Origin of the sequence: Methylobacterium sp. NPDC080182 (assembly GCF_050281105.1) — a bacterium.
Taxonomy (GTDB): Bacteria; Pseudomonadota; Alphaproteobacteria; order Rhizobiales; family Beijerinckiaceae; genus Methylobacterium.
Map to the genome: position 1 here is coordinate 1 of NZ_JBNNWO010000003.1, position 23683 is coordinate 23683.

General features: G+C 73.1%; 24 protein-coding genes and 1 pseudogene. 17 read left to right on the plus strand and 8 right to left on the minus strand.

Annotated elements, in window-relative coordinates:
* From ACQKQD_RS05950 to ACQKQD_RS05965, 4 genes are all read right to left on the minus strand, one after another.
* Positions 1-1310 (minus strand): methyl-accepting chemotaxis protein (locus ACQKQD_RS05950; protein ID WP_427507773.1); only part of this gene is annotated, 1310 nt, incomplete at its 3' end.
* Between the two features lie 36 nt (positions 1311-1346).
* Positions 1347-1922 carry a chemotaxis protein CheW gene (locus tag ACQKQD_RS05955; RefSeq protein WP_427507774.1) on the minus strand — a complete coding sequence of 192 codons (576 nt, stop codon included), beginning with the start codon at positions 1920-1922 and terminating at the stop codon, positions 1347-1349.
* Positions 1922-3454, minus strand: coding sequence for a CheR family methyltransferase (locus tag ACQKQD_RS05960; protein ID WP_427507775.1), 1533 nt, complete (start codon positions 3452-3454; stop codon positions 1922-1924). Before ACQKQD_RS05960 ends, ACQKQD_RS05955 begins: the two co-directional genes overlap by 1 nt.
* A 7-nt stretch (positions 3455-3461) precedes the next feature.
* A complete protein-coding gene (locus tag ACQKQD_RS05965; RefSeq protein ID WP_427507776.1) occupies positions 3462-3956 on the minus strand; it encodes a chemotaxis protein CheW in 495 nt (164 codons plus the stop codon).
* 206 nt (positions 3957-4162) lie between these two features.
* Here ACQKQD_RS05965 and ACQKQD_RS05970 point away from each other — a divergent pair, with 206 nt between their 5' ends.
* From ACQKQD_RS05970 to ACQKQD_RS06000, 7 genes are all read left to right on the plus strand, one after another.
* Entirely contained in the window at positions 4163-4405 is a 243-nt protein-coding gene (locus tag ACQKQD_RS05970) for a hypothetical protein (protein ID WP_043343441.1), read from the plus strand.
* Between the two features lie 278 nt (positions 4406-4683).
* The gene (locus ACQKQD_RS05975) at positions 4684-5505 is read left to right on the plus strand and encodes a DeoR/GlpR family DNA-binding transcription regulator (protein ID WP_020095420.1); all 822 of its coding nucleotides are present in this window, start codon (positions 4684-4686) and stop codon (positions 5503-5505) included.
* Positions 5506-5588: 83 nt separating this feature from the next.
* The gene (glpD, locus tag ACQKQD_RS05980; protein WP_091684006.1) at positions 5589-7121 is read left to right on the plus strand and encodes a glycerol-3-phosphate dehydrogenase; all 1533 of its coding nucleotides are present in this window, start codon (positions 5589-5591) and stop codon (positions 7119-7121) included.
* A 55-nt stretch (positions 7122-7176) separates the two neighbouring features.
* Positions 7177-8682 carry a glycerol kinase GlpK gene (glpK, locus tag ACQKQD_RS05985; RefSeq protein WP_091684008.1) on the plus strand — a complete coding sequence of 502 codons (1506 nt, stop codon included), beginning with the start codon at positions 7177-7179 and terminating at the stop codon, positions 8680-8682.
* A 259-nt stretch (positions 8683-8941) separates the two neighbouring features.
* Positions 8942-9673 (plus strand): MIP/aquaporin family protein, encoded by a 732-nt coding sequence (locus ACQKQD_RS05990; protein WP_100252357.1) that lies wholly within the window; start codon positions 8942-8944, stop codon positions 9671-9673.
* Between the two features lie 138 nt (positions 9674-9811).
* The gene (lipA, locus tag ACQKQD_RS05995; protein WP_020095416.1) at positions 9812-10795 is read left to right on the plus strand and encodes a lipoyl synthase; all 984 of its coding nucleotides are present in this window, start codon (positions 9812-9814) and stop codon (positions 10793-10795) included.
* A gap of 15 nt (positions 10796-10810) precedes the next feature.
* Positions 10811-11269 (plus strand): type II toxin-antitoxin system RatA family toxin, encoded by a 459-nt coding sequence (locus ACQKQD_RS06000; RefSeq protein ID WP_020095415.1) that lies wholly within the window; start codon positions 10811-10813, stop codon positions 11267-11269.
* 278 nt (positions 11270-11547) lie between these two features.
* Here ACQKQD_RS06000 and ACQKQD_RS06005 read toward each other — a convergent pair.
* A pseudogene (locus ACQKQD_RS06005) lies at positions 11548-11696 on the minus strand (FAD-dependent oxidoreductase); the annotation flags it as partial.
* A gap of 77 nt (positions 11697-11773) precedes the next feature.
* On the minus strand, positions 11774-12271 hold the full coding sequence (locus ACQKQD_RS06010) for a CinA family protein (RefSeq protein ID WP_427507777.1): 498 nt from the start codon (positions 12269-12271) through the stop codon (positions 11774-11776).
* Positions 12272-12374: 103 nt separating this feature from the next.
* Here ACQKQD_RS06010 and ACQKQD_RS06015 point away from each other — a divergent pair, with 103 nt between their 5' ends.
* Complete coding sequence (locus tag ACQKQD_RS06015; RefSeq protein ID WP_091680423.1) at positions 12375-12773, plus strand: MAPEG family protein; 399 nt, start codon at positions 12375-12377, stop codon at positions 12771-12773.
* 74 nt (positions 12774-12847) lie between these two features.
* On the opposite strand, the gene ACQKQD_RS06020 is transcribed toward ACQKQD_RS06015, so the two are convergent.
* Positions 12848-14179 (minus strand): bifunctional 2-C-methyl-D-erythritol 4-phosphate cytidylyltransferase/2-C-methyl-D-erythritol 2,4-cyclodiphosphate synthase, encoded by a 1332-nt coding sequence (locus tag ACQKQD_RS06020; RefSeq protein WP_020095412.1) that lies wholly within the window; start codon positions 14177-14179, stop codon positions 12848-12850.
* 171 nt (positions 14180-14350) lie between these two features.
* On the opposite strand from ACQKQD_RS06020, the gene dusB reads away from it, so the two are divergent.
* The 3 genes from dusB to ntrC are packed head-to-tail and all read left to right on the plus strand — an operon-like array spanning position 14351 to position 18039.
* Positions 14351-15385, plus strand: a complete 1035-nt coding sequence (gene dusB, locus ACQKQD_RS06025; RefSeq protein ID WP_091680420.1) for a tRNA dihydrouridine synthase DusB — start codon at positions 14351-14353, stop codon at positions 15383-15385.
* Positions 15382-16524: a two-component system sensor histidine kinase NtrB gene (locus tag ACQKQD_RS06030; protein ID WP_020095410.1), complete on the plus strand. Its 1143-nt coding sequence runs from the start codon at positions 15382-15384 to the stop codon at positions 16522-16524. Before dusB ends, ACQKQD_RS06030 begins: the two co-directional genes overlap by 4 nt.
* A gap of 48 nt (positions 16525-16572) precedes the next feature.
* The gene (gene ntrC, locus ACQKQD_RS06035; RefSeq protein WP_012319142.1) at positions 16573-18039 is read left to right on the plus strand and encodes a nitrogen regulation protein NR(I); all 1467 of its coding nucleotides are present in this window, start codon (positions 16573-16575) and stop codon (positions 18037-18039) included.
* Positions 18040-18139: 100 nt separating this feature from the next.
* On the opposite strand, the gene ACQKQD_RS06040 is transcribed toward ntrC, so the two are convergent.
* Positions 18140-18409: a hypothetical protein gene (locus ACQKQD_RS06040; protein WP_056532366.1), complete on the minus strand. Its 270-nt coding sequence runs from the start codon at positions 18407-18409 to the stop codon at positions 18140-18142.
* Positions 18410-18497: 88 nt separating this feature from the next.
* Here ACQKQD_RS06040 and ACQKQD_RS06045 point away from each other — a divergent pair, with 88 nt between their 5' ends.
* From ACQKQD_RS06045 to ACQKQD_RS06070, 6 genes are all read left to right on the plus strand, one after another.
* Entirely contained in the window at positions 18498-18671 is a 174-nt protein-coding gene (locus ACQKQD_RS06045; protein ID WP_012319140.1) for a ribosome modulation factor, read from the plus strand.
* 107 nt (positions 18672-18778) lie between these two features.
* Positions 18779-19969, plus strand: coding sequence for a cystathionine beta-lyase (metC, locus tag ACQKQD_RS06050; RefSeq protein ID WP_091680418.1), 1191 nt, complete (start codon positions 18779-18781; stop codon positions 19967-19969).
* A gap of 165 nt (positions 19970-20134) precedes the next feature.
* Positions 20135-21856, plus strand: a complete 1722-nt coding sequence (locus ACQKQD_RS06055; protein ID WP_427507778.1) for an ArnT family glycosyltransferase — start codon at positions 20135-20137, stop codon at positions 21854-21856.
* Positions 21853-22644 carry a glycosyltransferase gene (locus tag ACQKQD_RS06060; protein ID WP_427507779.1) on the plus strand — a complete coding sequence of 264 codons (792 nt, stop codon included), beginning with the start codon at positions 21853-21855 and terminating at the stop codon, positions 22642-22644. The genes ACQKQD_RS06055 and ACQKQD_RS06060 overlap by 4 nt, the downstream gene beginning before the upstream one ends.
* A complete protein-coding gene (locus ACQKQD_RS06065) occupies positions 22638-22970 on the plus strand; it encodes a lipid-A-disaccharide synthase N-terminal domain-containing protein (RefSeq protein WP_020095404.1) in 333 nt (110 codons plus the stop codon). The genes ACQKQD_RS06060 and ACQKQD_RS06065 overlap by 7 nt, the downstream gene beginning before the upstream one ends.
* Positions 22967-23569, plus strand: coding sequence for a pyridoxamine 5'-phosphate oxidase family protein (locus ACQKQD_RS06070; RefSeq protein WP_427507780.1), 603 nt, complete (start codon positions 22967-22969; stop codon positions 23567-23569). The genes ACQKQD_RS06065 and ACQKQD_RS06070 overlap by 4 nt, the downstream gene beginning before the upstream one ends.
* Positions 23570-23683: the final 114 nt, after the last annotated feature.

Genomic DNA, 23683 nt, shown 5'->3' on the forward strand with positions numbered 1-23683 from the left:
TTGGCCTGGTCGGCCAGGAGCTTCATCTCCGAGGCCACCACCGAGAAGCTGCGCCCGCTCTCGCCGGCCGCGGCCGCCTCGATGGCGGCGTTCAGTGCCAGCAGGTGCGTGCGCTCCGAGATGTCGTTGACCGTCTCGATGATGTCGCCGATCGTCTGGGTCTTCTCCGACAGGCTGACGATGTTGCCCGCCACCGCCTCCGCCTGCTCGCGGATCGCGTCCATGGCCTTGGCGGTGTCGGAGACCGCGCGCAGCCCCTGGCGCGAGGTCTGGGCGGTGGCCTGGGCGGTGGCGATCACCTCGGTGGCGCGCTTGGAGATCTGCGCCCCCGAATGGGTGATCTCGTCCACCGTGGCGGCGGTCTCCTGCACGGCGGCGAACTGCTGCTCGACCGAGGCCGCCTGCTCCTGCGCCGAGGCGCGGATCTCGGCCGCGGCCGCGTTCAGGTCCGCCGTCGCCGCCCGGTTCGTCCGCGCCAGGTCCGACAGACCCGAGACCATCGTGTTCAGCGTCGCGCTCAGACGGCCGATCTCGTCGCGGCCGCCGGCCGCCAGCTGGCCGGACAGGTCACCCTCGCCGACGCGGCCGACGAAGGCCATGACCGTCTCGAGCGGCCGCACCACCGCGCGGCTGATCAGCCACGTGATCAGGACCGCCAGCAGCACCGCGGCGGCCAGGGTCAGGTAGATCGAGAGGCGCGAGCGCTCGTAGACCTCCTGCGCGGCGCGCTGGCCCAGCGCCATGCCGCCGTCGAGCTGCGAGCGGAGGTTCTTGATCCCCTCGAGGAAGGGTGCCTGCAGCCGCGCGATCTCCGCGTTGCGGGCCTCGACCGCCGCGACGTCCTGCTGGGCGATGGCGGCGAACTGCGCCTCGCCCTGCGCCCTGACCTCGCGGAACGAGCCCTGGACCGCGGTCGCCGCCGCGGCGATGCGGTCCCAGGCCGCGACGCGCTCGGCGGATACGACCTGCGTCCGGTACTGGGTGGCGAGCTGGATCGTCGTGGCGAGCCGGTTCTCGACCTGGGCCGCGGTCTGGCGCCAGGCCGCCAGGGTGTCGCCGGCCTGGGTCGCGCGCCCCTGAACCTGCATCAGCATCGTGATCACGGCCGTGCGGCGCAGGAGACCGAGGTCGCGCGCGTCGTTCCCGAGATCGTCGAGCTGGCGCAGGATCGTCATGTCCCGCCGGACGATCGCGTCGGTCGTGTCGCGCACCGCGCCGATCTGCTCCAGGGCGTAGAGGCCGAGCGCCACCACCACCACCGTGATGGCGAAGAAGCCGAGGAGGATGCGTTTTCCGATCGAGAGCGACACGGGCGGGGATGGCTCCGGTTGTGGCAGACGGCCCGGTCAGGGCAGCGCGCGGCGCAGGAGGCGGGGGAGGTCGATGACGACGAAGTCGGGACGGCCGTCGCCCGCCGCCCCGGAGGCCGGGGCATAGACCGAGGCGGCCTCGTTGCCCAAGCGGTCGGGATCGGCCGCCTCGGCGCCGGCCGCGGCGACCGCGCCAGGGGCCCGGGCGATGCCCAGGACCCGGTCCACCGCGAGGGCGAGGGGCTGGGGGTGGACGCCGCGCAGCACGATCATGTGGCCCGCCGCCGCGTCGGCGTCGGACGCGGGATCCGGCCGGCCGAGGGCCCGGGCGAGGCTGAGCACGCCGACGATCCGCCCGGACAGGGCGACGAGACCGTCCAGCGCCGGCACCGCCCCGGGCATCGGCGTGGCGGGGCGCGACGGCAGGACCTGGGCGACGGCCGCCAGCGGCACGCCGTAGCGCTCGCCGCCGCAGGCGCAGACGAGGTGATCGACGCCCGAATCGGTCGCGGCCGCCGCGGCACCGCGCCGGGCGAGGGCGGCGGCGCGCTCGGCGCGCAGGTCCCGCTCCGGCCGCGGACGGCCGCCCTGTGCACTCGGGCCTGTGCCCATCAGGACCTCCTGCTGCCGGCGCCGCCGAGCGCGGCGCGGGCCGCGGCCGCGCTGGCCGCGATCTCGCCCGCGGAGGCGCCGTCGCCCTCGGGCAGCGCCGTGTCCGGCCCGAGGGCTTGACTCAAGGCGACGGCGTTGTCGAGGGCGCGGAGCGCCTCGTGCGGCCGTCGCAGCGCGATCAGCAGCAGGCCGAGGTGGTAGTGGGCCATCACGAAACCGCGGTCGAGGTAGAGCGCGGCCCGCAGCGCCCGCTCGGCCTCGGCGTCGCGTCCGAGGGTGCGGGCCAGGAGACCCTCGTAGAAGCGCAGGGCGGTGTCGGTCGGATCGCGGTCCAGGGCGCCCCGCAGCGCCCGCCAGGCCGCTCCGGTCTCGCCGGAATCGGCCAGCGCGCGGATCCGGTCGAGATCGACGGCGTCCTCCTCTTCCGGCCGGTCCCCCCGGGTCTCGGGCGCTGCGGGAGCCGCACCGGTGCCGGGTGCGGCGACCGGGTCCGGGGCGGGAACGGCCGCGGCGTCGGCCTCTGCAGCCCCGGACTGGCCCGGGCCAGGATCCGCCGGGAGCGGCTCCGTCGCCTGTCGCGCCGGAGGGACGGGGTCCGGCGCGGGCGCACCGGACAGGTCGACCGGTGGCGCGACCGGCGGCGCCTCGGCGCGCGGTCGGTAGGCCACGGTCCCGGGCAGGCTGACGGCGTCGAGGAAGCTCGCGAAGGCGGGACTCGGCTCGGCGTGGCCGAGGAGCAGCCAGCCCTCCGGCCGCAGCCTGCGGCCCAGCCCGCGCACCACCGCGGCGACCGTCCGGGCATCGAAGTAGATCAGCACGTTCCGGCAGAGGATCAGGTCGAAGGGCTCGCCCTGCGGCGGCCCCGGCTCGACGAGGCTCAGCAGGTTGCCGCGCTCGAACCGGACCGGCCCGCGGTATTCGGGCCGGAGGGCGTAGCCGCCCTCGCGCCGGATGCCCGGCGCGGGCGGCAGCCGGGTGAAGTAGCGGAGCCGGTCCTCCGGCGGCATGGTCCGGAGCGCCCAGCGGCCGTACTCGGCGGCGCGGGCCGTGGCGAGCGCCTCGACGCTGATGTCGGTGCCGAGGATCGCCACCCGCCACTCGGGCAGGGCGTCGCCGAGCAACTCGTGCACCAGGATCGCCAGGGAATAGGCCTCGGCCCCGGTGGAGCAGCCCGCGCTCCAGATCCGCAGGACGCGCTCGGACGCCCGCGCCGCGATCAGCGCCGGCAGGATCGTCGCGCGCAGCGCGCTGAACTGCTCGGCGTAGCGGAAGAAGAACGTCTCGCCGACGGTGATCTCGGCCTCCAGCCGGGCCCATTCCGCCTCGCCTTCCGCGCCGCTCGACAGGAGGGCCGCGTAGGCGGCGCAATCGGCCACGGCGGCGGCGCGGAACCGGCGGTGCAGCCGCTCGATCAGCAGCTCGTCCTTGTCGGTGTAGTAGTGGTGGCCGGTGCGCGCGATGATCCGCGCCTTGAGCGGCGCGTAGGCGGGATCGGCACTCAGGTCGGGACGGGGATTCCCCGGTCGGGCCATCGCGCGGTCAGACGGCGTGCGGCAGCGCGGCGAGACGTTCGGCGGCCGCCCGGGCCAGGGCGTCGACGCGGGCCCGTTCCTGCACGGTCAGGAGGCGCTCCGGCGCCAGAGCGTGGACGAGGCGCTCGCCGAGGACGAGCTCGGCCGCGACGCAGCCGTTGAGCGTGTCGGCCGCCTCGGCCGGCCGGATCGCGGAATCCGGGACGGTCGCGAGGTCCGCCACGCGATCGACGAGGTACGCCACGGCCTCGCCCTGCATCAGCGCGAGATGGGCGTAGAGACCGGTCGTCGCGCCGGCCGGGCGCAGGCCGAGCAGCGCCGCGAGGTCGACGACCGGGACCGGCGTGCCGCCGAGATTGAGGAATCCGGCGAGCCAGCTGCCGGAAGCGGGCGGCGCGTGCAGATCCGGCAGCGGCAGGATCTCGGCGACCGCGCCGCGGGGCAGGGCGCAGGCCGTGCCTGCGACATCCAGCAGGAGATAGGCCGAACCGCTGCTGGCCACCGCCACCCGCTCCCCTGTTGCTCGGTCGCGGCCGGGCCGGGACGGGTCGCGACATAGGCCGAGTTAACGCTGCCGGCAATTGTGCGCCGCACCGGCACGATGACGCGGAACCAAGTCTCGTCTGAGCCGCTTATTTTCCGACGCAGCGGCAACGCGCCTGACGAGGCGCGTGCTTTGCCTGCGCCGGTCTACGCCAGGGATTGACGATGAGGAAACTTCTGTTGGCCGCCGCGTCGCTGACGCTCCTCGCGGGCTCCGCCTACGCCCAGGGCAACTCGCCCTACAACGCCTCGGGCGCGCAGGCCGGCGGCCCGCGCGGCGGCCTGGAGCGCGCCGGCGAGGCGGCCGCGATGGAGCAGGGTGCCGCTCCGGCCGCGCGTCCGACGATGCGCAAGCGCATGAAGCACAAGCGCATGAAGCATCATCGCCGGATGCGCCACCACATGTGAGTGGCGAACACCGGGACGCGCCGCAGGCGTCGTCCGGGTGGCTCGGCCTGTCGCACCCGCGGCAGGCCTTTTTTATGCCCGGTCGCAGGCGAAGTGCCGGTCGTGCGGGCCTGAAGCATAGTGCAGTCCGGTCGACGCGTGGCGTCCGACTGTTGCCGGCCGGCGCGGCGCGGTCCAGAGTTGTGCGAAAGCCGCGACGCCCGAACATGTTCGCAAACGAACATCGTCCGGCAATCAGTACAGCGGTGCGACGGCCTCACGAAGGCGAGGGAGTATCGATGTCACGACCGCTCGACCGGAGATCCGACGACAGGATCGAGGCGACCGGTGTCGAGGGGCGGCGCAGCGCGATCGTCGCCTCGGTCCGCCAGCGCGGCTTCGTGACGATCGAGGCCCTGGCGGCGCAGTTCGGCGTCACCGTCCAGACGATCCGGCGCGACCTCAACGAGCTGAGCGCCGAGGGGCGGCTGGAGCGCTACCGCGGCGGCGGCGGCCTGCCCTCCAGCGTCGAGAACATCGATTACGCCGACCGGCGGGTGACCCTGCTGCCGGAGAAGAGCCGGATCGGCCGCCTCGCGGCGAGCCGTATCCCGTCGCACTGCTCGGTCTTCATCAACATCGGCACGACACCGGAGGCCGTCGCGCGCGAGCTGACCCGACACGACGATCTCAGCATCATCACCAACAACCTCAACGTGGCGATCTCGCTCGCCGAGACGACCGAGTTCCGCATCGTCGTGGCGGGCGGCACCGTGCGGAACCGCGACGGCGCGGTGCTGGGTCAGCTCACCTGCGACACGCTCAGCCAGTTCCGGGTCGACGTGGCGGTGATCGGCATCAGCGGCATCGACGGCGACGGGGCGCTCCTCGACTACGATTACGAGGAGGTGCGGGCGACCCAGACCATCCTGGCCCATGCCCGGAAAACCTTCCTGGTGGCCGACCACACCAAGTTCACGCGGCGGCCCATGGTCCAGGTCGGGCGCCTGGAGCAGGTCGACACCTTCTTCACCGACCGGGCGCCACCGGCCGAGATCGTCGCGCTCATGGAGCGTCTGGGCGTCAACTTGGCGGTCGCCGACAGCGCGGACGAACCGTAACGAACATCGATTTTTCGCTTGCGAAAGCCGACCGCCGCGTCAATATAGTGCCGAAACGCCACCAAGGCGGCCCAGGAGGAACCATGGCGGCTGCACCGCGACAGCGCGAGCCGTCCGACGCCTACGATCTCCTGATCATCGGCGGCGGCATCAACGGCACGGGCATCGCCCGGGACGCGGCCGGCCGGGGTCTGTCGGTCCTGCTGGCCGAGCGCGGTGACCTTGCCGGCTTCACCTCCTCGTCGTCGACGAAGCTGATCCACGGCGGCCTGCGCTACCTTGAATACTACGAGTTCCGCCTCGTGCGTGAGGCGCTCGCCGAGCGCGAGCGGCTGCTGCGGCTCGCCCCGCACGTGATCTGGCCCCTGCGCTTCGTCCTGCCTCACGACGAGGGCCTGCGCCCGGCCTGGATGCTGCGGCTCGGCCTGTTCCTCTACGATCACCTCGCGCGGCTGCGCACGCTCCCAGGCTCGCACGGGGTCGACCTGCGCAGCTCCGCCTACGGGGCGCCGCTGCAGCGGCGCCTGACGCGCGGCTTCGTCTATTCCGACTGCTGGGTCGAGGACAGCCGCCTCGTGGTGCTCAACGCCATGGACGCCCGCGAGCGCGGCGCCACGGTGATGACCCGCACCGGCGTCGTCTCGGCCCGGCGCGAGGGTGACGGCTGGGTCGCGACGCTGCGCGACGAGCGCGGCGGCACCGAGCGGACGATCCGCGCGAAGGCCGTCGTCAACGCCGCCGGCCCGTGGGTCAGCGAGACGCTCGGCGGCACGCTCGGCATCAACAGCCGCGCGGCGGTGCGGCTGATCAAGGGCAGCCACATCGTGGTCAAGCGCCTGTTCGCGGGCGATCAGGCCTACATCCTGCAGCAGCCCGACAAGCGCATCATCTTCGCGATCCCCTACGAGCGCGACTTCACGCTGATCGGCACCACCGACGTGCCCTATGACGGCGAGCCCGGCCCGGTCTCGATCTCCGAGAGCGAGACCGACTACCTCTGCGGCTGCATCAACCGCTCCTTCGACACGACGATCACCCCGGCCGACGTGGTCTGGAGCTACTCGGGCGTGCGCCCGCTCTACGACGACGCGGCCGAGAACGCCTCGGCCGTAACCCGCGACTACGTCCTCGACGTGGAGGACCAGGGCGGGGCGGCTGCGGTGCTGTCGGTCTTCGGCGGCAAGATCACGACCTACCGGCGGCTCGCCGAGCACGCGCTGGAGAAGCTGAAGCCGTACTTCCCGCACCTCGGGAAGTCCTGGACCGGCGACGCGGTCCTGCCGGGCGGCGCCATGAAGGACGCCGACTTCGACCAGTTCCTCGCCAAGCTGCGGGCCGAGACGCCGTTCCTGCCGGAGGAGACCGCCCGCCGCCTCGCCCGCGCCTACGGCACCCGGGCCCGGGACATCGTCGGTACGGCGCAGTCCCTGGCGGATCTCGGCGAGGCCTTCGACGGCGGCCTCACGGCGGCCGAGGTCGACTACCTGCGGACCGAGGAGTGGGCGGTCACCGCCGACGACATCCTGTGGCGGCGCTCCAAGCTCGGCCTGCGCACCGGCGCGGAGAGCGCCGCGCGCCTCGCCGCCTACCTCGACCGCAGGGCCGAGGCCGCCTGACGCATTCGAACCCGATCCGGCGACAGACCGGTCGGGCCATCTAGGGGAGGGAACGATGAGCCGTTACGTCGGGGCCATCGACCAGGGCACAACCAGCAGCCGCTTCATCGTGTTCGACCGGGAGGGCAGCGTGATCGCGCTCGCCCAGGCCGAGCACGCGCAGATCTACCCGGCTCCCGGCCACGTCGAGCACGACGCCACGGAGATCTGGACGAAGACCCAGAGCGTGATGCGCGAGGCCCTGGAGAAGGGCGGGCTCCAGCCCTCCGACCTCGCGGCGGTCGGCATCACCAACCAGCGCGAGACCACGCTGATCTGGGACCGGACGACCGGCAAGCCCCTGCACAACGCCCTGGTCTGGCAGGACACCCGCAACGACCGGCTGGTGGGCGAGTTCGCCCGCGACGGCGGCCGCGACCGGTTCCGCGATCTCACCGGCCTGCCGCTGGCGAGCTACTTCTCCGGCCTCAAGCTGCGCTGGCTGCTCGACCACGTCGAAGGCGCCCGGCAGAAGGCCGAGGCCGGGGACGTGCTGTTCGGCAACATCGACACGTGGCTCGTCTGGAACCTGACCGGCGGCACCGAGGGCGGCCTCCACGTCACCGACGTGACCAACGCCAGCCGCACGCAGCTCATGTCGCTGAAGACCCTCGACTGGGACGAGGGCATGCTGTCGACCTTCGGCATCCCGCGGGCGATGCTACCGAAGATCGTCTCGTCGAGCGAGGTCTACGGCGAGACCAAGGCTCCGTTCGCGGGCGTGCCGATCGCCGGCATCCTGGGCGACCAGCAGGCGGCCCTGTTCGGCCAGACCTGCTTCGCGCCGGGCGAGGCCAAGAACACCTACGGCACCGGCTGCTTCGCGCTGATGAACACCGGCGAGGAGCCGGTCCCGTCGAAGGCCGGCCTCGTCACCACGCTGGCCTACCGCCTCGACGGGCAGAAGCCGGCCTACGCGCTGGAGGGCTCGATCGCCATCACGGGCGCCCTGGTGCAGTGGCTGCGCGACAACCTGCACATGATCAAGGATTCCGCCGAGGTCGAGACGCTCGCCACGACGGTCGAGGACAACGGCGGCGTCTACTTCGTGCCGGCCTTCTCGGGCCTCTACGCGCCGCACTGGAACGAGGGCGCCCGCGGCCTGATCATCGGCCTGACCCGCTACGTCAACCGCGGCCACATCGCCCGCTCGGTGCTGGAGGCGACCGCCTTCCAGACCCGCGAGGTGCTGCAGGCCATGGCCAAGGATTCCGGCATCCCCGTCAAGGAGTTGCGGGCCGACGGCGGCATGGTCGCCAACAACACCCTGATGCAGTTCCAGTCCGACCTGCTCGACGTGCCGGTGGTGCGCCCGAAGGTGGCCGAGACCACGGCGCTCGGCGCCGCCTACGCGGCGGGTCTCGCGGTCGGCTACTGGAAGGGCCTCGACGACCTCAAGCGCAACTGGGGCGTCGACAAGCGCTGGACGCCGAAGATGGATGCCGGCCAGCGCGAGAAGATCGCCGCCGCCTGGAGCCGGGCTGTGCAGCGCTCCTTCGACTGGAAGACCGACGAGGATTGAGACGGGCTCGGGGCGCACACGCCCCGCGCAGTCCCACTCGCGCCCGCATCCGGAGCCGCTGCGCGGCGGCCTCGAAGAAGGGCTCCAGATCGCCGCGGGATCCCCGGAGGCCTTCGAAGAGGCCTCCGGGGCGCTCCGGTACCGCAGGAGAGGGCGCCGGCCCGGACCTGCGTAACCATTCGGTGACCGCCACCGGCGTTCACGCGCTCGCCAAAGCTTTGAACTTTCACAAAAAGCAGCGAACGGGGGAGACGAGACGATGACATCACCCTTCATGGGCGAATTCCTGGGCACCATGACCCTGATCGTGCTCGGCGACGGCGTCGTGGCCGGCGCCCTGCTCAAGCATTCCAAGGGCGAGAATGCCGGCTGGATCGCCATCACGGCGGGCTGGGCCTTCGCGGTCCTCGCGGGCGTCTTCGTGGCCAACGCCACCGGCAGCGCCGACGCCCACATCAACCCGGCCGTCACCGTGGCGGGCGCGGTCAGTTCCGGCGATTTCAGCAAGATCCCCGTCTACATCCCGGCCCAGATGCTCGGCGCCTTCGTGGGCGCCGTGCTGGTCTGGCTCCACTACCTGCCGCACTGGGGCGCGACCCAGGATCCGGGCCTCAAGCTCGCCTGCTTCTGCACCGGCCCGGCGATCCGCGACGCGAAGGCCAACTGGATCTCCGAGATCATCGCGACCTTCTTCCTGATCCTGACGATCTCCGCCCTCGTGACCACCACCCTGGGCTCGGCCGGCGCGATCCCGCGGGCCGTCGCGCCCTACATGGTCGGCATGCTGGTCTGGGGCATCGGCCTGTCGCTCGGCGGCACCACCGGCTACGCCATCAATCCGGCCCGCGACCTCGGGCCGCGCGTCGCCCACGCGGTGCTGCCGATCGCCGGCAAGGGCAGCTCCGACTGGGGCTACGCGCTGATCCCGGTGGCCGCGCCCCTGGTCGGGGCGGTGCTGGCCGGGCTCTTCGTCCGGGCGCTGGGGATCTGACGGAACGGCCGCACCCTCAACCACCGCGGGGCGGCCCGGCGTCGCGGCGGTTTGCGGCGCGCGGCCTTGGGCCTTAAGTCAGGGCGATCCCGACCGCGCCCCTGGGGCGCTTCCCCGCGGTGTGGCAGCCCCCGACCCATGGCCGTCGTCCTCGACACCCTGAAGAACGATCCGCGGCCGGTCCGCCTGCGCCACCCCGAGAAGGCGCACCGGCCCGACCAGCCCGTCCAGGCCAAGAAGCCGGACTGGATCCGCGTGAAGGCGCCGGGCTCCAGGGCCTGGTCCGAGACGCAGAAGATCGTGCGCGAGCACGGTCTGGTCACGGTCTGCGAGGAGGCGGGCTGCCCGAATATCGGCGAGTGCTGGGAGAAGCGGCACGCCACCTTCATGATCATGGGCGACACCTGCACGCGGGCCTGCGCCTTCTGCAACGTGCGCACCGGCCTGCCCGACGCCCTCGACCTGGGCGAGCCGGACAAGATCGCCGATTCGGTGGCCAAGCTCGGCCTGCACCACGTGGTCATCACCTCGGTGGACCGGGACGACCTGAAGGACGGCGGCGCCGAGCACTTCGCCCGGACCATCGCGGCCATCCGGCTCGCGAGTCCCGGCACGACCGTCGAGATCCTGACGCCCGACTTCCTGCGCAAGGACGGGGCGCTGGAGGTCGTGGTCGCCGCCAAGCCCGACGTGTTCAATCACAACCTGGAGACGGTGCCGGCCAAGTACCTCACGGTGCGGCCGGGTGCCCGCTACTTCCACTCGGTGCGCCTGCTGCAGCGGGTGAAGGAGCTCGACCCGACGATCTTCACCAAGTCCGGCATCATGGTCGGGCTCGGCGAGGAGCGGAACGAGGTGCTCCAGCTGATGGACGACCTGCGCTCGGCCGACGTCGACTTCCTCACCGTCGGACAGTACCTGCAGCCGTCGAAGAAGCACCACGAGGTCGTGCGCTTCGTCCCCCCCGACGAGTTCAAGGCCTACGAGACCACCGCCTACGCCAAGGGTTTCCTGCTGGTCTCGGCCACGCCGCTCACGCGCTCGTCGCACCATGCCGGCGAGGATTTCGCGCGTTTGCAGGCGGCGCGTCTGGCCAAACTGTCGCCCGCGCTCTCGGCCTGAGGATATCCGAAGACCATGCCGTCCTTCCGGGTCACCCGCGCGGTGAAGCACACGCCGCAGCAGATGTACGACCTCGTCGCCGACGTGGAGCGCTACCCCGAGTTCCTGCCGCTCTGCGAATCCCTGCGGGTGATCCGCCGGCAGGACATGCCCGAGGGCGGGCAGGTGCTGATCGCCGAGATGGGCGTCGGCTACAAGGCGATCCGCGAGCGCTTCACCACCCGGGTTACCCTCGATCCGGCGAGTCTCAAGATCGTCGCCGAGTACATCGACGGCCCGTTCCGGCACCTGGAGAACCGCTGGCTGTTCAAGGACGGCCCCGACGGCGGCTGCAACGTCGACTTCTTCATCACCTACGAGTTCAAGAGCCGCACCCTGGGGCTCCTCATGGGCACGATGTTCGACCGCGCCTTCCGCAAGTTCACCGACGCCTTCGAGGGGCGGGCGAACCGGATGTACGGGGCGCGGGCTTAGCCGCCGTCCTCGCGCGCGCCGTGAAGCGACCCGGGGAAATGGGACGCCTCCGAATGTGGCGTTGCCCTGGATTGCTTCGCTGCGCTCACAAAGACGGTGCGCAGGGATGGCGTCAGGCCCGCAGCGACACGCGCACGTGCTCGGGCCGCACATCCATCCCGATCCTCCGCGCCGGCAGGACCTGAAGCCGCGGCAGGGCGTCGAGGAGGCGCAGGGCGAGCGGCGCCCGGACCGGCACGTCGGCCGCCAGCGACGCGGCGATCACGCGGGACTGAATGGGGGAGAGCGCGGAAGCGCTCGGTGAAGCCCGGCTCGTCCATCGGCCGGAGGGGTGGATGGTCTCGCCGCGGAAGTCGCGCAGGAAGTCCGCGTGCTGCTCCAGAACGGTGACGTCGAGGCTCGCGCGGACGAAGAGCAGGCCGGCCATCGTCCCGGCGGGGCCCCCGCCGACGATGCAGAGGCGGGTCGTCACCGTACCCGTGGGCCGTCCTTCCCGTGCCGCGATCAGTCGCCGAGGGCGTCCTCCAACAGACCGAGCGCGTCGGCCACGGCGGCGCGGCGGATGCCTGCGCGCCCGAGATCGCCGTAGCGCCGCTCCAGGTGGAGCGTGTCGCCATCTCGCCGACTGAGGCCGAAATGCACCAGCCCCACCGGCTTCTCGGCGCTCCCGCCCCCCGGGCCGGCGATGCCAGTGATCGCCACCGCGACGGAGGCCCGCGACGCGGCCAGCGCCCCGGCGGCCATCGCCCGCGCCACGGGCTCGCTGACCGCGCCGTGCCGGCGGATCAGGTCGATGGGCACACCGATCGCCTCGGCCTTCGCGTCGTTCGAGTAGGTGACGAAGCCGCGCTCCAGGACGGCCGACGAGCCCGGCACCGCGGTGAGCAGCCCGGCCACGAGGCCGCCCGTGCAGGATTCGGCGGTGGCGACGGTGCGCCCGTCCGCCGCGTAGGCGGTCACCAGCGCCTCGGCCCGGGCGAGAAGCTCTGCGTCGTCGACCATCGCGAACGGGCTCCCCTCGGGCGCCGCCGCCCTATCTCCTGTTGTGACCCATGGCCGAGCCCGGCTCAAGGACCGGCGGCCGCCGACTGGAGACAGCCCTTCCATGATCTTCCCCGCGACCACGGCCTTCTACGCCGGGCTGCTCGCCCTCGTGTATCTCGGCCTCTCGGGATGGGTGATCGGGGCCCGCGTCTCCGGGAACGTGCTGCTCGGCGACGGCGGCGACGACACGGTCCTCAGGCGCGTGCGCTCGCACGCCAATTTCGCGGAATACGTGCCGCTGGCCCTGATCGTCGTCGGCCTGCTGGAGGCGAGCGGCGGCAGCCACGGGCTCGTCCGGGCGCTGCTGGTCGCCCTGCTGGTCGCCCGGATCCTGCACCCGATCGGGATGTTCGCGCCCCCGAACTCGCCGCGCCAGTTCGCCTGCCGGGGCGGCGGCATCCTGCTGACGATGGCGGTCCTGGGCGTCGCGGCGATCGCGCTGCTGGTGCGGGTGGCCTGACACCGAGCGCGACGCGCCCGGTCCTGGCCGCCCAGCCCTGGCCGCCCAGCCCTGGCCGCCCGACCTCTGGCCGCTTAGCCCTGCCGCATCGCCGTCTCGGCCTGCGCGTCGAGGGCGGGGCCGTCCTCCTCGGGCAGCCGGACCGTCGCGGCCGCCTGGGCGGCGAGCCCCTCCGCCCGGCCGACGAAGCCGAGCTTCTCGGTGGTCGTCGCCTTGATGGAGACCGCCGAGAGCGGGACGCCCGCGATGGCGGCGATGCGCGCGCGGATCTCCTCGCGGTGCTTGCCGATGCGGGGAGCCTCGGCGAGCACGGTGATGTCGAGGTGGTCGATGCGGCCGCCGCGGGCACGGACGAGGTCGCAGGCATGGGCCAGGAACTGGTCCGAGGAAGCCCCGCGCCAGCGCTCGTCGGAGGGTGGGAAGTGGGTGCCGATATCGCCGTCCGCGATGGCCCCGAGCAGGGCGTCGGTCAGGGCGTGCAGCGCGACGTCGCCGTCCGAATGGGCGAGCACGCCGCGGTCGGCGGGGATCTTCACCCCGCCCAGCCAGACATGGTCGCCGGTGGTGAAGGCGTGCACGTCGAAGCCGGTGCCGAGGCGGGTCACGTAGGTGGTCATGGCGCGGGCTCCCGGCGCTGGCAATGCGGTGGTCTCGGTCGCGAAGGCGCGGTCCGCCTCGATCAGGTCGGCGGGCTGGGTGATCTTGCGGTTGGCGACGTCGCCCGCGAACACCACCACCGGCAGGCCGGCCCATTCGGCGAGGGCGCCGTCGTCGGTGAAACCGTCGAGGCCCTGCGCGGCGGCGTCCCGGTGGGCGCCGAGCAGCGGGCCGAACACGAAGGCCTGGGGTGTCTGGACCGCGCGCAGGTGCTCCCGCGGCGGGGTCTCGTGCACCCGGCCGATGCCGGGCGCGATGTCGACGACGCGCTTGACCGTGTCGGTGACCGGCACGCCGGGAACGGCCGCCCCGTGGTCGCGGCCAGCCGCGATCGCCCGGGCGATCAAAGCGGAATCCACGTAGGGGCGGGCGGCATCGTGGACGAGCACGATCTCGGGCGCGTCGCCGGCGGCCAGGGCCTCGAGACCGGCGCGCACGGAGAGCTGGCGCGTCGCGCCGCCCTCGACCGGCGGCGCGAGCTTGGCGCGGATCGCGGGCGCGAGTTCCTCCAGGCAGTCGCGGAAGAACTCCGCCGCGTCGGCGGCGATCACAGGCTGGATCCGCGCGATCGCGTCGTCCGCCGCGAGCGCCGCCAGGGTGCGGGTGAGGACCGCCTGGCCGCCGACGCGGCGGTACTGCTTGGGGGTGCCGCCGCCGATGCGGATGCCGCGTCCGGCCGCCACCACCACCGCGGCGACGCCGGCTCCCGCGCTGGCGGGTCCGGTGGCTGGCGTGCCGGTGGCGGGCATGGGCAACGAGCTCGTGACGTCCTGAGGGGCGGAATGGCGGCCAGCGCGCGGGCCAGGCGTGCCGCCGTGACCCTGCCGCGGAGGGTGCCCGTCGTTTAAGCGGGGGAGGGCCCGAAATCAACGCGCGGTCCCGCTTGCCAGCGGACCGGCTTTGCCTCATTGTTGTGCAGAATGACGACTGACCAATATTTGAGCGCGCTGCGCCGTGCGGGAGCGACCGCGGAGGGGGCAAACGGGACCGATCCCGCCCCGCTCTGCCTGCTCGCGCCGCTCTCGGGCGTCACCGACCTGCACATGCGCCGCATCGCCCGCCGCTGCGGCGCCGACGCGGTCGTCTCGGAGATGGTGGCGGCCCGGGAACTGGCGCGCGGGTCCGGCGAGGCCGCGATGCGCGCCGAGGGATCCGGGGTCGACCTGCACGTGGTCCAGCTCGCGGGCTGCGAGGCGGGCCCGATGGCGGAGGCCGCCCGGATCGCGGAGGCCGGGGGCGCCGACGTGATCGACGTGAACATGGGCTGCCCGGCCAAGATCGTGACGGGGATCGCCTCGGGCTCGGCCCTGATGCGCGACCTCGACCACGCCGAGCGCCTGCTCGCCGCGGTCCGGGGCGCGGTGTCGGTCCCGGTGACGGTGAAGATGCGCCTCGGCTGGGACGACGCGAGCCGCAACGCCGCGGATCTCGCCGCCCGGGCCGAGCGGCTGGGCCTGAACGCCGTGACGGTCCACGGGCGGACCCGGCAGCAATTCTACAAGGGCAGCGCCGACTGGTCGGCGATCCGGGCCGTCGTCGCGGCGGTGTCGATCCCGGTGATCGCCAACGGCGACGTGACCGACCTCGCCAGCGCCCGCGCCTGCCTGGACGCCTCCGGCGCCGCGGGCGTCATGATCGGCCGTGCGGCGACCGGCCGCCCCTGGCTGGTCGGGCAGGTCGCCGCGGCGCTCGCGGGCCGGCCGGCCGCGGAACCGTCACGGGCCGCGCAGGCCGTCCTGGCCGCCGAGCATTACGCGGGGCTGCTGTCGCTTTACGGCCGCGACATGGGCGTGCGCCACGCCCGCAAGCACCTCGCCGCCTATGCCGAGACCGGCGGCGCGCTGGGTCCCGCGGAACGCGCGACCCTCCTCACCACCACCGACCCGGAGATCGCGCTCAACCTGCTGGCCCGGGCCTTCGCGGGTGCGGCGAACCCCGTGCAGGAGGCCGCGTGAGCGACGAGCCCCTCCCGCGCGAGCCCGGCACCCGGCGCGACACGGCCGCCGAGGCCGTCCTGAACGCGCTGCCGCTGCCGGTCCTGACCATCGGCGCCGACGAGCAGATCCTCCACTGCAACCACGCCGCGGAGGCGTTCTTCGACTACTCGGCGCGGCTGATGCAGCGCCGGCGGCTGCGCGACATCATCCCGTTCGCCTCGCCGATCATCGCCCTGGTGGCCGAGGTCCGACGGCGCCGCGCCAGCGTCAGCGAGTACCGGGTCGAGCTGACCCAGCCGCGCCTCGGCCTGGAGCGCAGCGTCGACGTGTTCGCGACGCCGCTCGGCGACGACGGCGAGGCCGTGGTGATGATGCTCCAGGAGCGCACCATCGCCGACAAGATGAACCGCCAGCTCACCCATCGCGGCGCGGCGCGCTCGATGGTGGCGCTCGGCGCGATGCTGGCCCACGAGATCAAGAACCCGCTCGCGGGCATCCGCGGCGCGGCGCAGCTCCTCGAGAGCACCGGCGCCGAGGAGGACCGGCTGCTCACCCGCCTGATCTGCGACGAGTCCGACCGGATCGTCCGCATCGTCGAGCGCATGGAGCTGTTCGGCGACGAGCGCCCCTCGGATCGCGGCGCCGTCAACGTCCACGGGGTGCTCGACCAGGTGAAGCGCTCGGCGCAGTCGGGCTTCGCGCGGCACATCCGGTTCATCGAGACCTACGACCCGTCGCTGCCGCCGGTGCTCGGCAACCGCGACCAGCTGATCCAGGTGATCCTGAACCTCGTGAAGAACGCCGCCGAGGCGATCGGCCCGGACGCGGTCGAGGGCGAGATCACCCTGTCGACCGCCTTCCGCACCGGCCTGCGCCTTCAGGTTCCGGGCTCCCGCGAGCGGGTCAGCCTGCCGATCGAGGTGGCGGTGCGCGACAACGGCCCGGGCATCTCGGCCGACCTCCTGCCCGATCTGTTCGACCCGTTCGTCACCACCAAGGCGCAGGGCTCCGGCCTGGGTCTTGCTTTGGTGGCCAAGATCGTCGGCGATCACGGCGGGATCGTCGAGTGCGATCCCGCCCCGCGCCGCACGGCGTTCCGCATCCTTCTGCCGATGTCGAGTGCCCGGGACGGGCGCGAATCGGCGGTCGATCCGTGATGTCGATCCCCGAATCCGGCCCCCCGTCGGAGGTCTGAGTAGAGAGTCATGCCGAACGGCCACATCATCGTCGCCGACGACGACGCCGCCATCCGCACCGTGCTGAACCAAGCGCTGTCCCGGGCGGGCTACGAGGTCCGCTCGACGGGCAACTGCGCCACCCTCTGGCGCTGGGTCGCGCAGGGGGAGGGCGACCTCGTCATCACCGACGTGGTCATGCCCGACGAGAACGTGTTCGACCTGCTGCCGCGCATCAAGCGGGTGCGGCCGGAGCTGCCGATCATCGTGATGAGCGCGCAGAACACCTTCATGACGGCGATCCGCGCCTCGGAGCGGGGCGCCTACGAGTACCTGCCGAAGCCCTTCGACCTGAAGGAGCTGATCGCCATCGTGGGCCGGGCGCTCTCGCGCCCCCGCGGCGCGGCGCCGGCCGGGGCGCCCCCCGAGAACGAGGACATCCCGCTGGTCGGCCGCTCGCCGGCCATGCAGGAGATCTACCGGGCGCTCGCCCGGCTGATGCCAACCGACCTCACCGTGATGATCACCGGCGAGTCGGGCACCGGCAAGGAGCTGGTCGCCCGCGCGCTGCACGATTACGGCCGCCGCCGCACCGGCCCGTTCGTGCCGGTCAACATGGCGGCGATCCCGCGCGACCTGATCGAGTCCGAGCTGTTCGGCCACGAGAAGGGCGCGTTCACGGGGGCGCTCCAGCGCTCCGCCGGCCGGTTCGAGCAGGCCGAGGGCGGCACGCTGTTCCTCGACGAGATCGGCGACATGCCCATGGAGGCGCAGACCCGGCTGCTGCGCGTGCTCCAGCAGGGCGAGTACACGACGGTGGGCGGGCGCGTCCCGATCCGCACCAACGTCCGGATCATCGCGGCCACCAACAAGGACCTGCGGGTCTCGATCCAGCAGGGCATCTTCCGCGAGGACCTGTTCTTCCGCCTCAACGTCGTGCCGCTGCGGCTGCCGGCCCTGCGCGAGCGCTCCGAGGACGTGCCGGACCTCGTCCGCCACTTCTTCGTGCTGGTCGAGCGCGAGGGCCTGACCCGGAAGACCCTCGACGGCGACGCCATGGAGCGGCTGAAGCGCTACCGCTGGCCCGGCAACGTCCGCGAGCTCGAGAACCTCGTCCGGCGGCTCGCCGCCCTCTACCCGCAGGAGACGATCACCGGCCCGGTGATCGAGGCCGAGCTCGACACGCTGCCGCTGGCGACACCCGCGGCGCCGGCCGCCAACGGCGCCGCCCGCAAGGCCAACGGCGAGTCGGAGACCCTGTCCAGCGCGGTGGAGCGCCACCTCTCGGACTACTTCTCCGGCTATCGCGACACGCTGCCGCCCCCCGGGCTGTATCACCGGATCCTGCGGGAGATCGAAGGCCCGCTGATCGGCGCGGCGCTCGCCGCCACCCGCGGCAACCAGATCCGGGCCGCGGAGCTGCTCGGCGTCAACCGCAACACCCTGCGCAAGAAGGTCCGCGACCTCGACCTGCAGGTCTTCCGGACGGCGCGGTAGGGCGATCCCCGGCCGATCCCAACAAATCCCAGGTCCCGAGGTGCGCGCGGCGCGCCCCGGGATCACGCGGAGGGTGGGATGAGTGCGCTCCGGCCCGCTCTCAGCGGCCCGGCAGGATCGGGTCGCCGCGCATCAGCGCGTGCAGCCGCTCCGTGTCGAACCCGTTGGGGATGCTGGGCACGGCCGGCTTCGGCGCCGGTGCGGCCTTCGCCGGAAGCGGGATCGACCCCGTCGCCGACGGCTCGGCCTGGGCAGCACGGACCACCGGCGCCGGCGCCAGATGGGCGAGCCGGTCGGCGCTGACGAGGGCGACGGTCGCCGTCGAGACGAGGACGAGGACGGCGCCGAGGAGGGAACGCAGGATACGCAAGCGACCACCCGGGACGCGACTTGAGACGGCAACAGATTTACGGCGCGGCCGTTAACGAAGCCCCACTCCAAGTCTTCGGGAGGCGATATTGACCAACGTCCAGGCCACCGCGAGCGACAGCCCGTTCATCCAGGGTCGCAACGCGCGCCTCTACGGGAAGCCCGTGAGCGAATGCCCCTACCCGGAGGGCTCCCAGGAGCGCGCCGCGTGGATGGAGGCCTACGAGGAGGCCGTGGTCTCGGATCCGCCCGAGAAGCCGTGACGGCGGAAAACGCGGCGGCCCGGCACTGCGAGCCCGCGCGTCCGGCTTGACCTCGCCGGGCGCGGCGCGCTTCGTGCGGTGCACCGCAACGCGATCTCCGAGCCTCGATGTCCCTGAAGCCCTCGCCCGACGCCACGCAGACCTTCGCGCCCGCGACGCGCCTCGTCCACGCGGGCCGCGACCCGGGCGAGCAGCACGGCTTCGTGAACACGCCGATCTACCGCGGCTCCACGGTCCTCTACCCGACCTACGACGCGATCAAGAACCGGCGCGGGCGCTACAATTACGGCACCTCGGCGACGCCCACCATGGACGCGCTGACGGGGGCCTGGACGGAACTCGCCGGCGCCGCCGGCACCGTCGTGACGCCCTCGGGCCTCGCGGCGCTCACCGTCGCGCTGATGGCCGCGGTGTCGGCGGGCGACCACCTCCTCGTCACCGATTCCGCCTACCGGCCGACCCGCCAGTTCTGCGACGGCGTGCTGGCGCGCTACGGCGTCGAGATCACCTACTACGACCCGGTCATCGGGGCCGGCATCGCGGCGCTGATGCGCCCGAACACCCGGGCCGTGCTGGTCGAGGCGCCCGGATCTCAGAGCTTCGAGATGCAGGACATCCCGGCCATCGCCGAGGTGGCGCACGCCCACGATGCCTGCGTGATCATGGACAACACCTGGGCGACGCCGCTGCTGTTCCCGCCGCACGCGCGCGGGGTCGACATCGCGGTCGAGGCCGGCACCAAGTACCTGAGCGGCGGCTCGGACCTGCTGATCGGCCTGACCTCCGCCAACGCGCGCTACTACCCGGCCGTGCGCCGCACCTTCGACCATTTCGCCATGTGCGCCGGCGCGGAGGACATCTTCCTGGCGCTGCGCGGCCTGCGGACGATGAACCTGCGGCTGCGCGAGCACGGCCGCGCCGGGCTGGAGATGGCCCAGTGGTTCCAGGCGCGGCCCGAGGTGCTGCGGGTGCTCCATCCCGGCCTGCCGGAGGATCCGGGCCACGCGATCTGGAAGCGCGACTTCGCGGGCGCCTCCGGTCTGTTCGGGGTGATCCTCAAGCCGGTACCCGAGGCGGCGGTGGCGGCCATGCTCGACGGGCTGCAGCTCTTCGGGATGGGCTTCTCCTGGGGCGGCTTCGAGAGCCTCGTGATCCCCTTCGACTGCGCGGGCTACCGGACCGCGACCCGGTGGGCCCCCGGCGGACCGGCGCTCCGCTTCCACATCGGCCTCGAGGACACCGCCGATCTCAAGGCCGACCTCGACGCCGGCTTCGCGCGCCTCCGGGCGGCGTCGTAGGGCAGTCCCGTCCCCGACAGGCGGGGACCGGCGAACCTCAGGGCCGGGACGCGCGGCGGGAGCGGCGCCACATCCGCGCATCGTGATGTGCGCGCGCGCCGTGGCGACCGGCGACGGCACCGCTGCATTTGACCTCGCGCCGCGTTCCTGATTGACCGGCCCGGCATGACCACGAGCCTCTCCGCCGGCGGCGCGCCGCGCCTTGCCCCCGTCGACCGGATCGGCCGCGGGCTCGACGCGCTGAGCCTCACCCATGGCAGGGCCGTCGCCGCCCTGCTGGCGCTGTGCCTGCTCCTGTTCCTGCCGGGCCAGATCTCGCTGCAGCCGATGGACCGGGACGAGCCCCGCTTCGCCCAGGCCTCGAAGCAGATGCTGGAGAGCGGCGACCTCGTGGATATCCGCTTCCAGGGCGAGGCGCGGCACAAGAAGCCGGTGGGGATCTACTGGGCGCAGGCCGCCGCCGTGGCGGCCGGCGAGGCGCTGGGCGTGCCCGGCGCCCGCACCCAGATCGCCCTGTACCGCATTCCGTCGCTGATCGGCGCCGTCGCCTCGGTCCTGCTCGCCTACTGGGGCGCGCTCGCCTTCCTGCCCCGACGGTCGGCGCTGCTGGCGGCCGGCCTCTACGGCGCCTGCCTGATGCTCTCGGCCGAAGCCCACCTCGCCAAGACCGACGCGCTGCTCGCCGCCTGCGCCACCGCGAGCCTCGCCGCGCTCGCCCGGGCGTGGCTGGCGCCGCGGGACGGCAGGCCGGTCTCGGGGCCGACCTTCGCGGCGTTCTGGCTCGGCATGGCGGTCGGGATCCTGGTGAAGGGGCCGATGGTGCCGCTCTTCGTCGCGCTGCCGGCGCTCGGCCTGTCGCTCGCGGCGCGGTCCGGCCGCTGGCTGCTGCCCCTGCGGCCGTGGCCGGGCCTCGCCCTGACGCTCCTGCTGGTGGCGCCCTGGTTCGCGGCGATCGCGTGGAAGAGCGGCGGCGCGTTCTACGCAGAGGCGGTCGGGCACGACATGCTCGGCAAGGTCGGCGGGGTGGCCGAGCGGCACTGGGGACCGCCCGGAGCCTACGCGCTCGTGTTCTTCGCGACCTTCTGGCCCGGGGCGGCCTTCGCCGCCATGAGCCTGCCCTTCGCGTGGCGGGCGCGGCGGGAGCCCGCCGTGACCTTCCTGATCGCCGCGGTGCTGCCGGCCTGGCTGATCTTCGAGGCGGTGCCGACCAAGCTGCCCCACTACGTGCTGCCGCTGATGCCCTGGCTCGCGATCCTGACCGTGCTGGCGCTGAACCGGGGTGCGCTGGACCCGCGCCTGCGGGGCGCCCGCCTGACGGCCCTGCTGCTGCCGGCGATCCCCGTCGCCCTGACCCTCGGCCTCTGCCTCGCCGGCTGGCGCCTCGACGCCCACACGATCCCGTGGCCGGCCCTCCCGCTGCTCGCCGCCGCCTGCGCGGTCGCATTCCTGGCCTGGCTCGCCTTCGCGCACGGGTCGGCCGAGCGCGCGCTTGTCCTCGGCGTGCTGGCCTCCGCCCTGCTCGGGCCCGCGGTGCTCGGCGTGGCGCAGCGCTCGCTGCCGGCCCTGAAGGTCTCGCCGCGGCTCGCGGCCCTGCGCGAGCGGATGCCGTGCCCGAACCCGCTCGTGGCGAGCCTCGGCTACCGCGAGCCGAGCCTCGTCTTCCTCGTCGGCACCGGCCTCGCCCTGCCGCCCGACGGGGCCGCCGCCCGGTCCTTCCTCGAGGGCGGCGGCTGCCGCCTGCTCTTCGTGGAGTCCCGGGACCGCGACGATTTCAACGCGGCTTGGCCGGTGGGACGCGGCGCGCCCGCGCCCCTGGCGGAGGTCGAGGGCTTCAACCTCAACACCGGCCGCCGGGTCTTCGTGACGGCCTACGCGGTGGCGCCGTGAGCGGATCTCCCCATCTCAGCGTCGTCGTTCCGGTCAAGAACGAGGCCGGCAACATCGCACCCCTGGTGGCCGAGATCGAGGCCGCCTGCGCGGGCCTCGCCTTCGAGCTGATCTACGTGGACGACGGCTCCACCGACGGCACGCCGGCGGCCCTGGCGGCGGCCCGGGCGGGGCGCCCCTGGCTGCGGGTGCTGCGCCACGCGCGGAGCGGCGGCCAGTCGGCGGCGGTGCGCAGCGGCGTCCTGGCGGCCCGCGGCGGGATCGTCGCGACCCTCGACGGCGATGGCCAGAACGATCCGGCCTTCATCCCCGCGCTGCTCGAGGCCCTGGAGGCGGCGGGACCGGGGGCCGGACTCGCCCAGGGCCAGCGGCGCGGCCGCAAGGACGGCCGCTTCAAGATGCTCCAGTCCCGGATCGCCAACGGCGTGCGCGGCCGGATCCTCAACGATTCCACCCGCGACACCGGCTGCGGCCTGAAGGTCTTCCGCCGCGCCGTGTATCTCAGGCTGCCGTACTTCGACGCCCTCCACCGGTTCATGCCGGCCCTGGTCGCCCGCGAGGGCTTCTCCGTCGTCCACCGCGACGTGGTCGACCGGCCGCGGCTGACGGGGGTGTCCAATTACGGCCTGTTCGACCGCCTCTGGGTCGGGCTCCTCGACCTCGCCGGCGTCTGGTGGCTGATCCGGCGCAAGCGCGCGGACCCGCGGCCCGAGGAGATCGCCGGCCCGGCCGGCGCGTCGGCGGACCCGCCGGTCGGCCAACCCGCGGACCAGGACGTCGGATGCTGATCCAGCTCGCCCACGATCTGCCGGCCTATTTCTACGACGTGTTCGTCACCCGGCTCGACTTCTGGCTGGTGTTCGGAATCGTCGCCCAGGTGGTGTTCGGATCGCGCTTCATCCTGCAATGGATCGCGAGCGAGCGGGCCGGGCGGAGCGTGATGCCGCTGTCGTTCTGGTTCCTGTCGATCCTCGGCGGGATGATGACGCTGGTCTACGGGTTCGTGCGCCGCGAGCCGGTGATCATCATCGGCCAGAGCCTCTCCACCGGCATCTACCTGCGCAACCTCGCGCTGATCTTCCGCGAGCGGCGGAGGAAGCGGGGCGCCGCATGACACGGACGCCGCTGCCCGCCTTCTACGACGACCTCGACGCCACCTTCGCGGAACTCTGGCGGCTGCTGGCGGACGGGGCCGCCCATGGCCGTGGCGGCGTCCACCTGCCGACCCTGGCGACGCTCGGGGCCGACGGCGGGCCGCGGCTGCGCACCGTGGTCCTGCGCGCCGCCGACCCGGCCGAGGGGACGCTCCGGTTCCACTGCGACCGCCGCTCCGACAAGGCCGCCGAGATCCTGGCCGATCCGGCCTGCGCCCTCGCCGCCTACGATGCGGCCGCGAAGATCCAGATCCGCGTCGAGGGCCGCGCCACGCTGCACACCGACGACGCTCTGGCCGAGGCGGCCTGGACCGGATCCCGGGCGATGAGCCGGGTCTGCTACGGGGCCGAGCCCGGCCCCGGTACGTCGCTTCCGGCGGGGGACGCCTACAGCCTGCCGGACGAGACCGCGGCCGCGACGCTCGGCCGGCCGCACTTCGCCGCCGTTCTGGTTCGGGCCGAGCGGCTGGATTTCCTCTATCTCGACCGCCGCGGACACCGCCGGACCGCCTGGCATCGGCAGGCCGGCGGGTGGTCCGGTGGCTGGATCGCGCCGTAGCCGGAGCGCCGTCCGCGAGCCGGGCCGCCCCGGGGTCGGCCCGCCGGTCCGGATGGCAGCCCTGCACCGCCCGGCCTGTCGCGATCGGGCCGTCCGGGCTAAAGCCCGCGGACC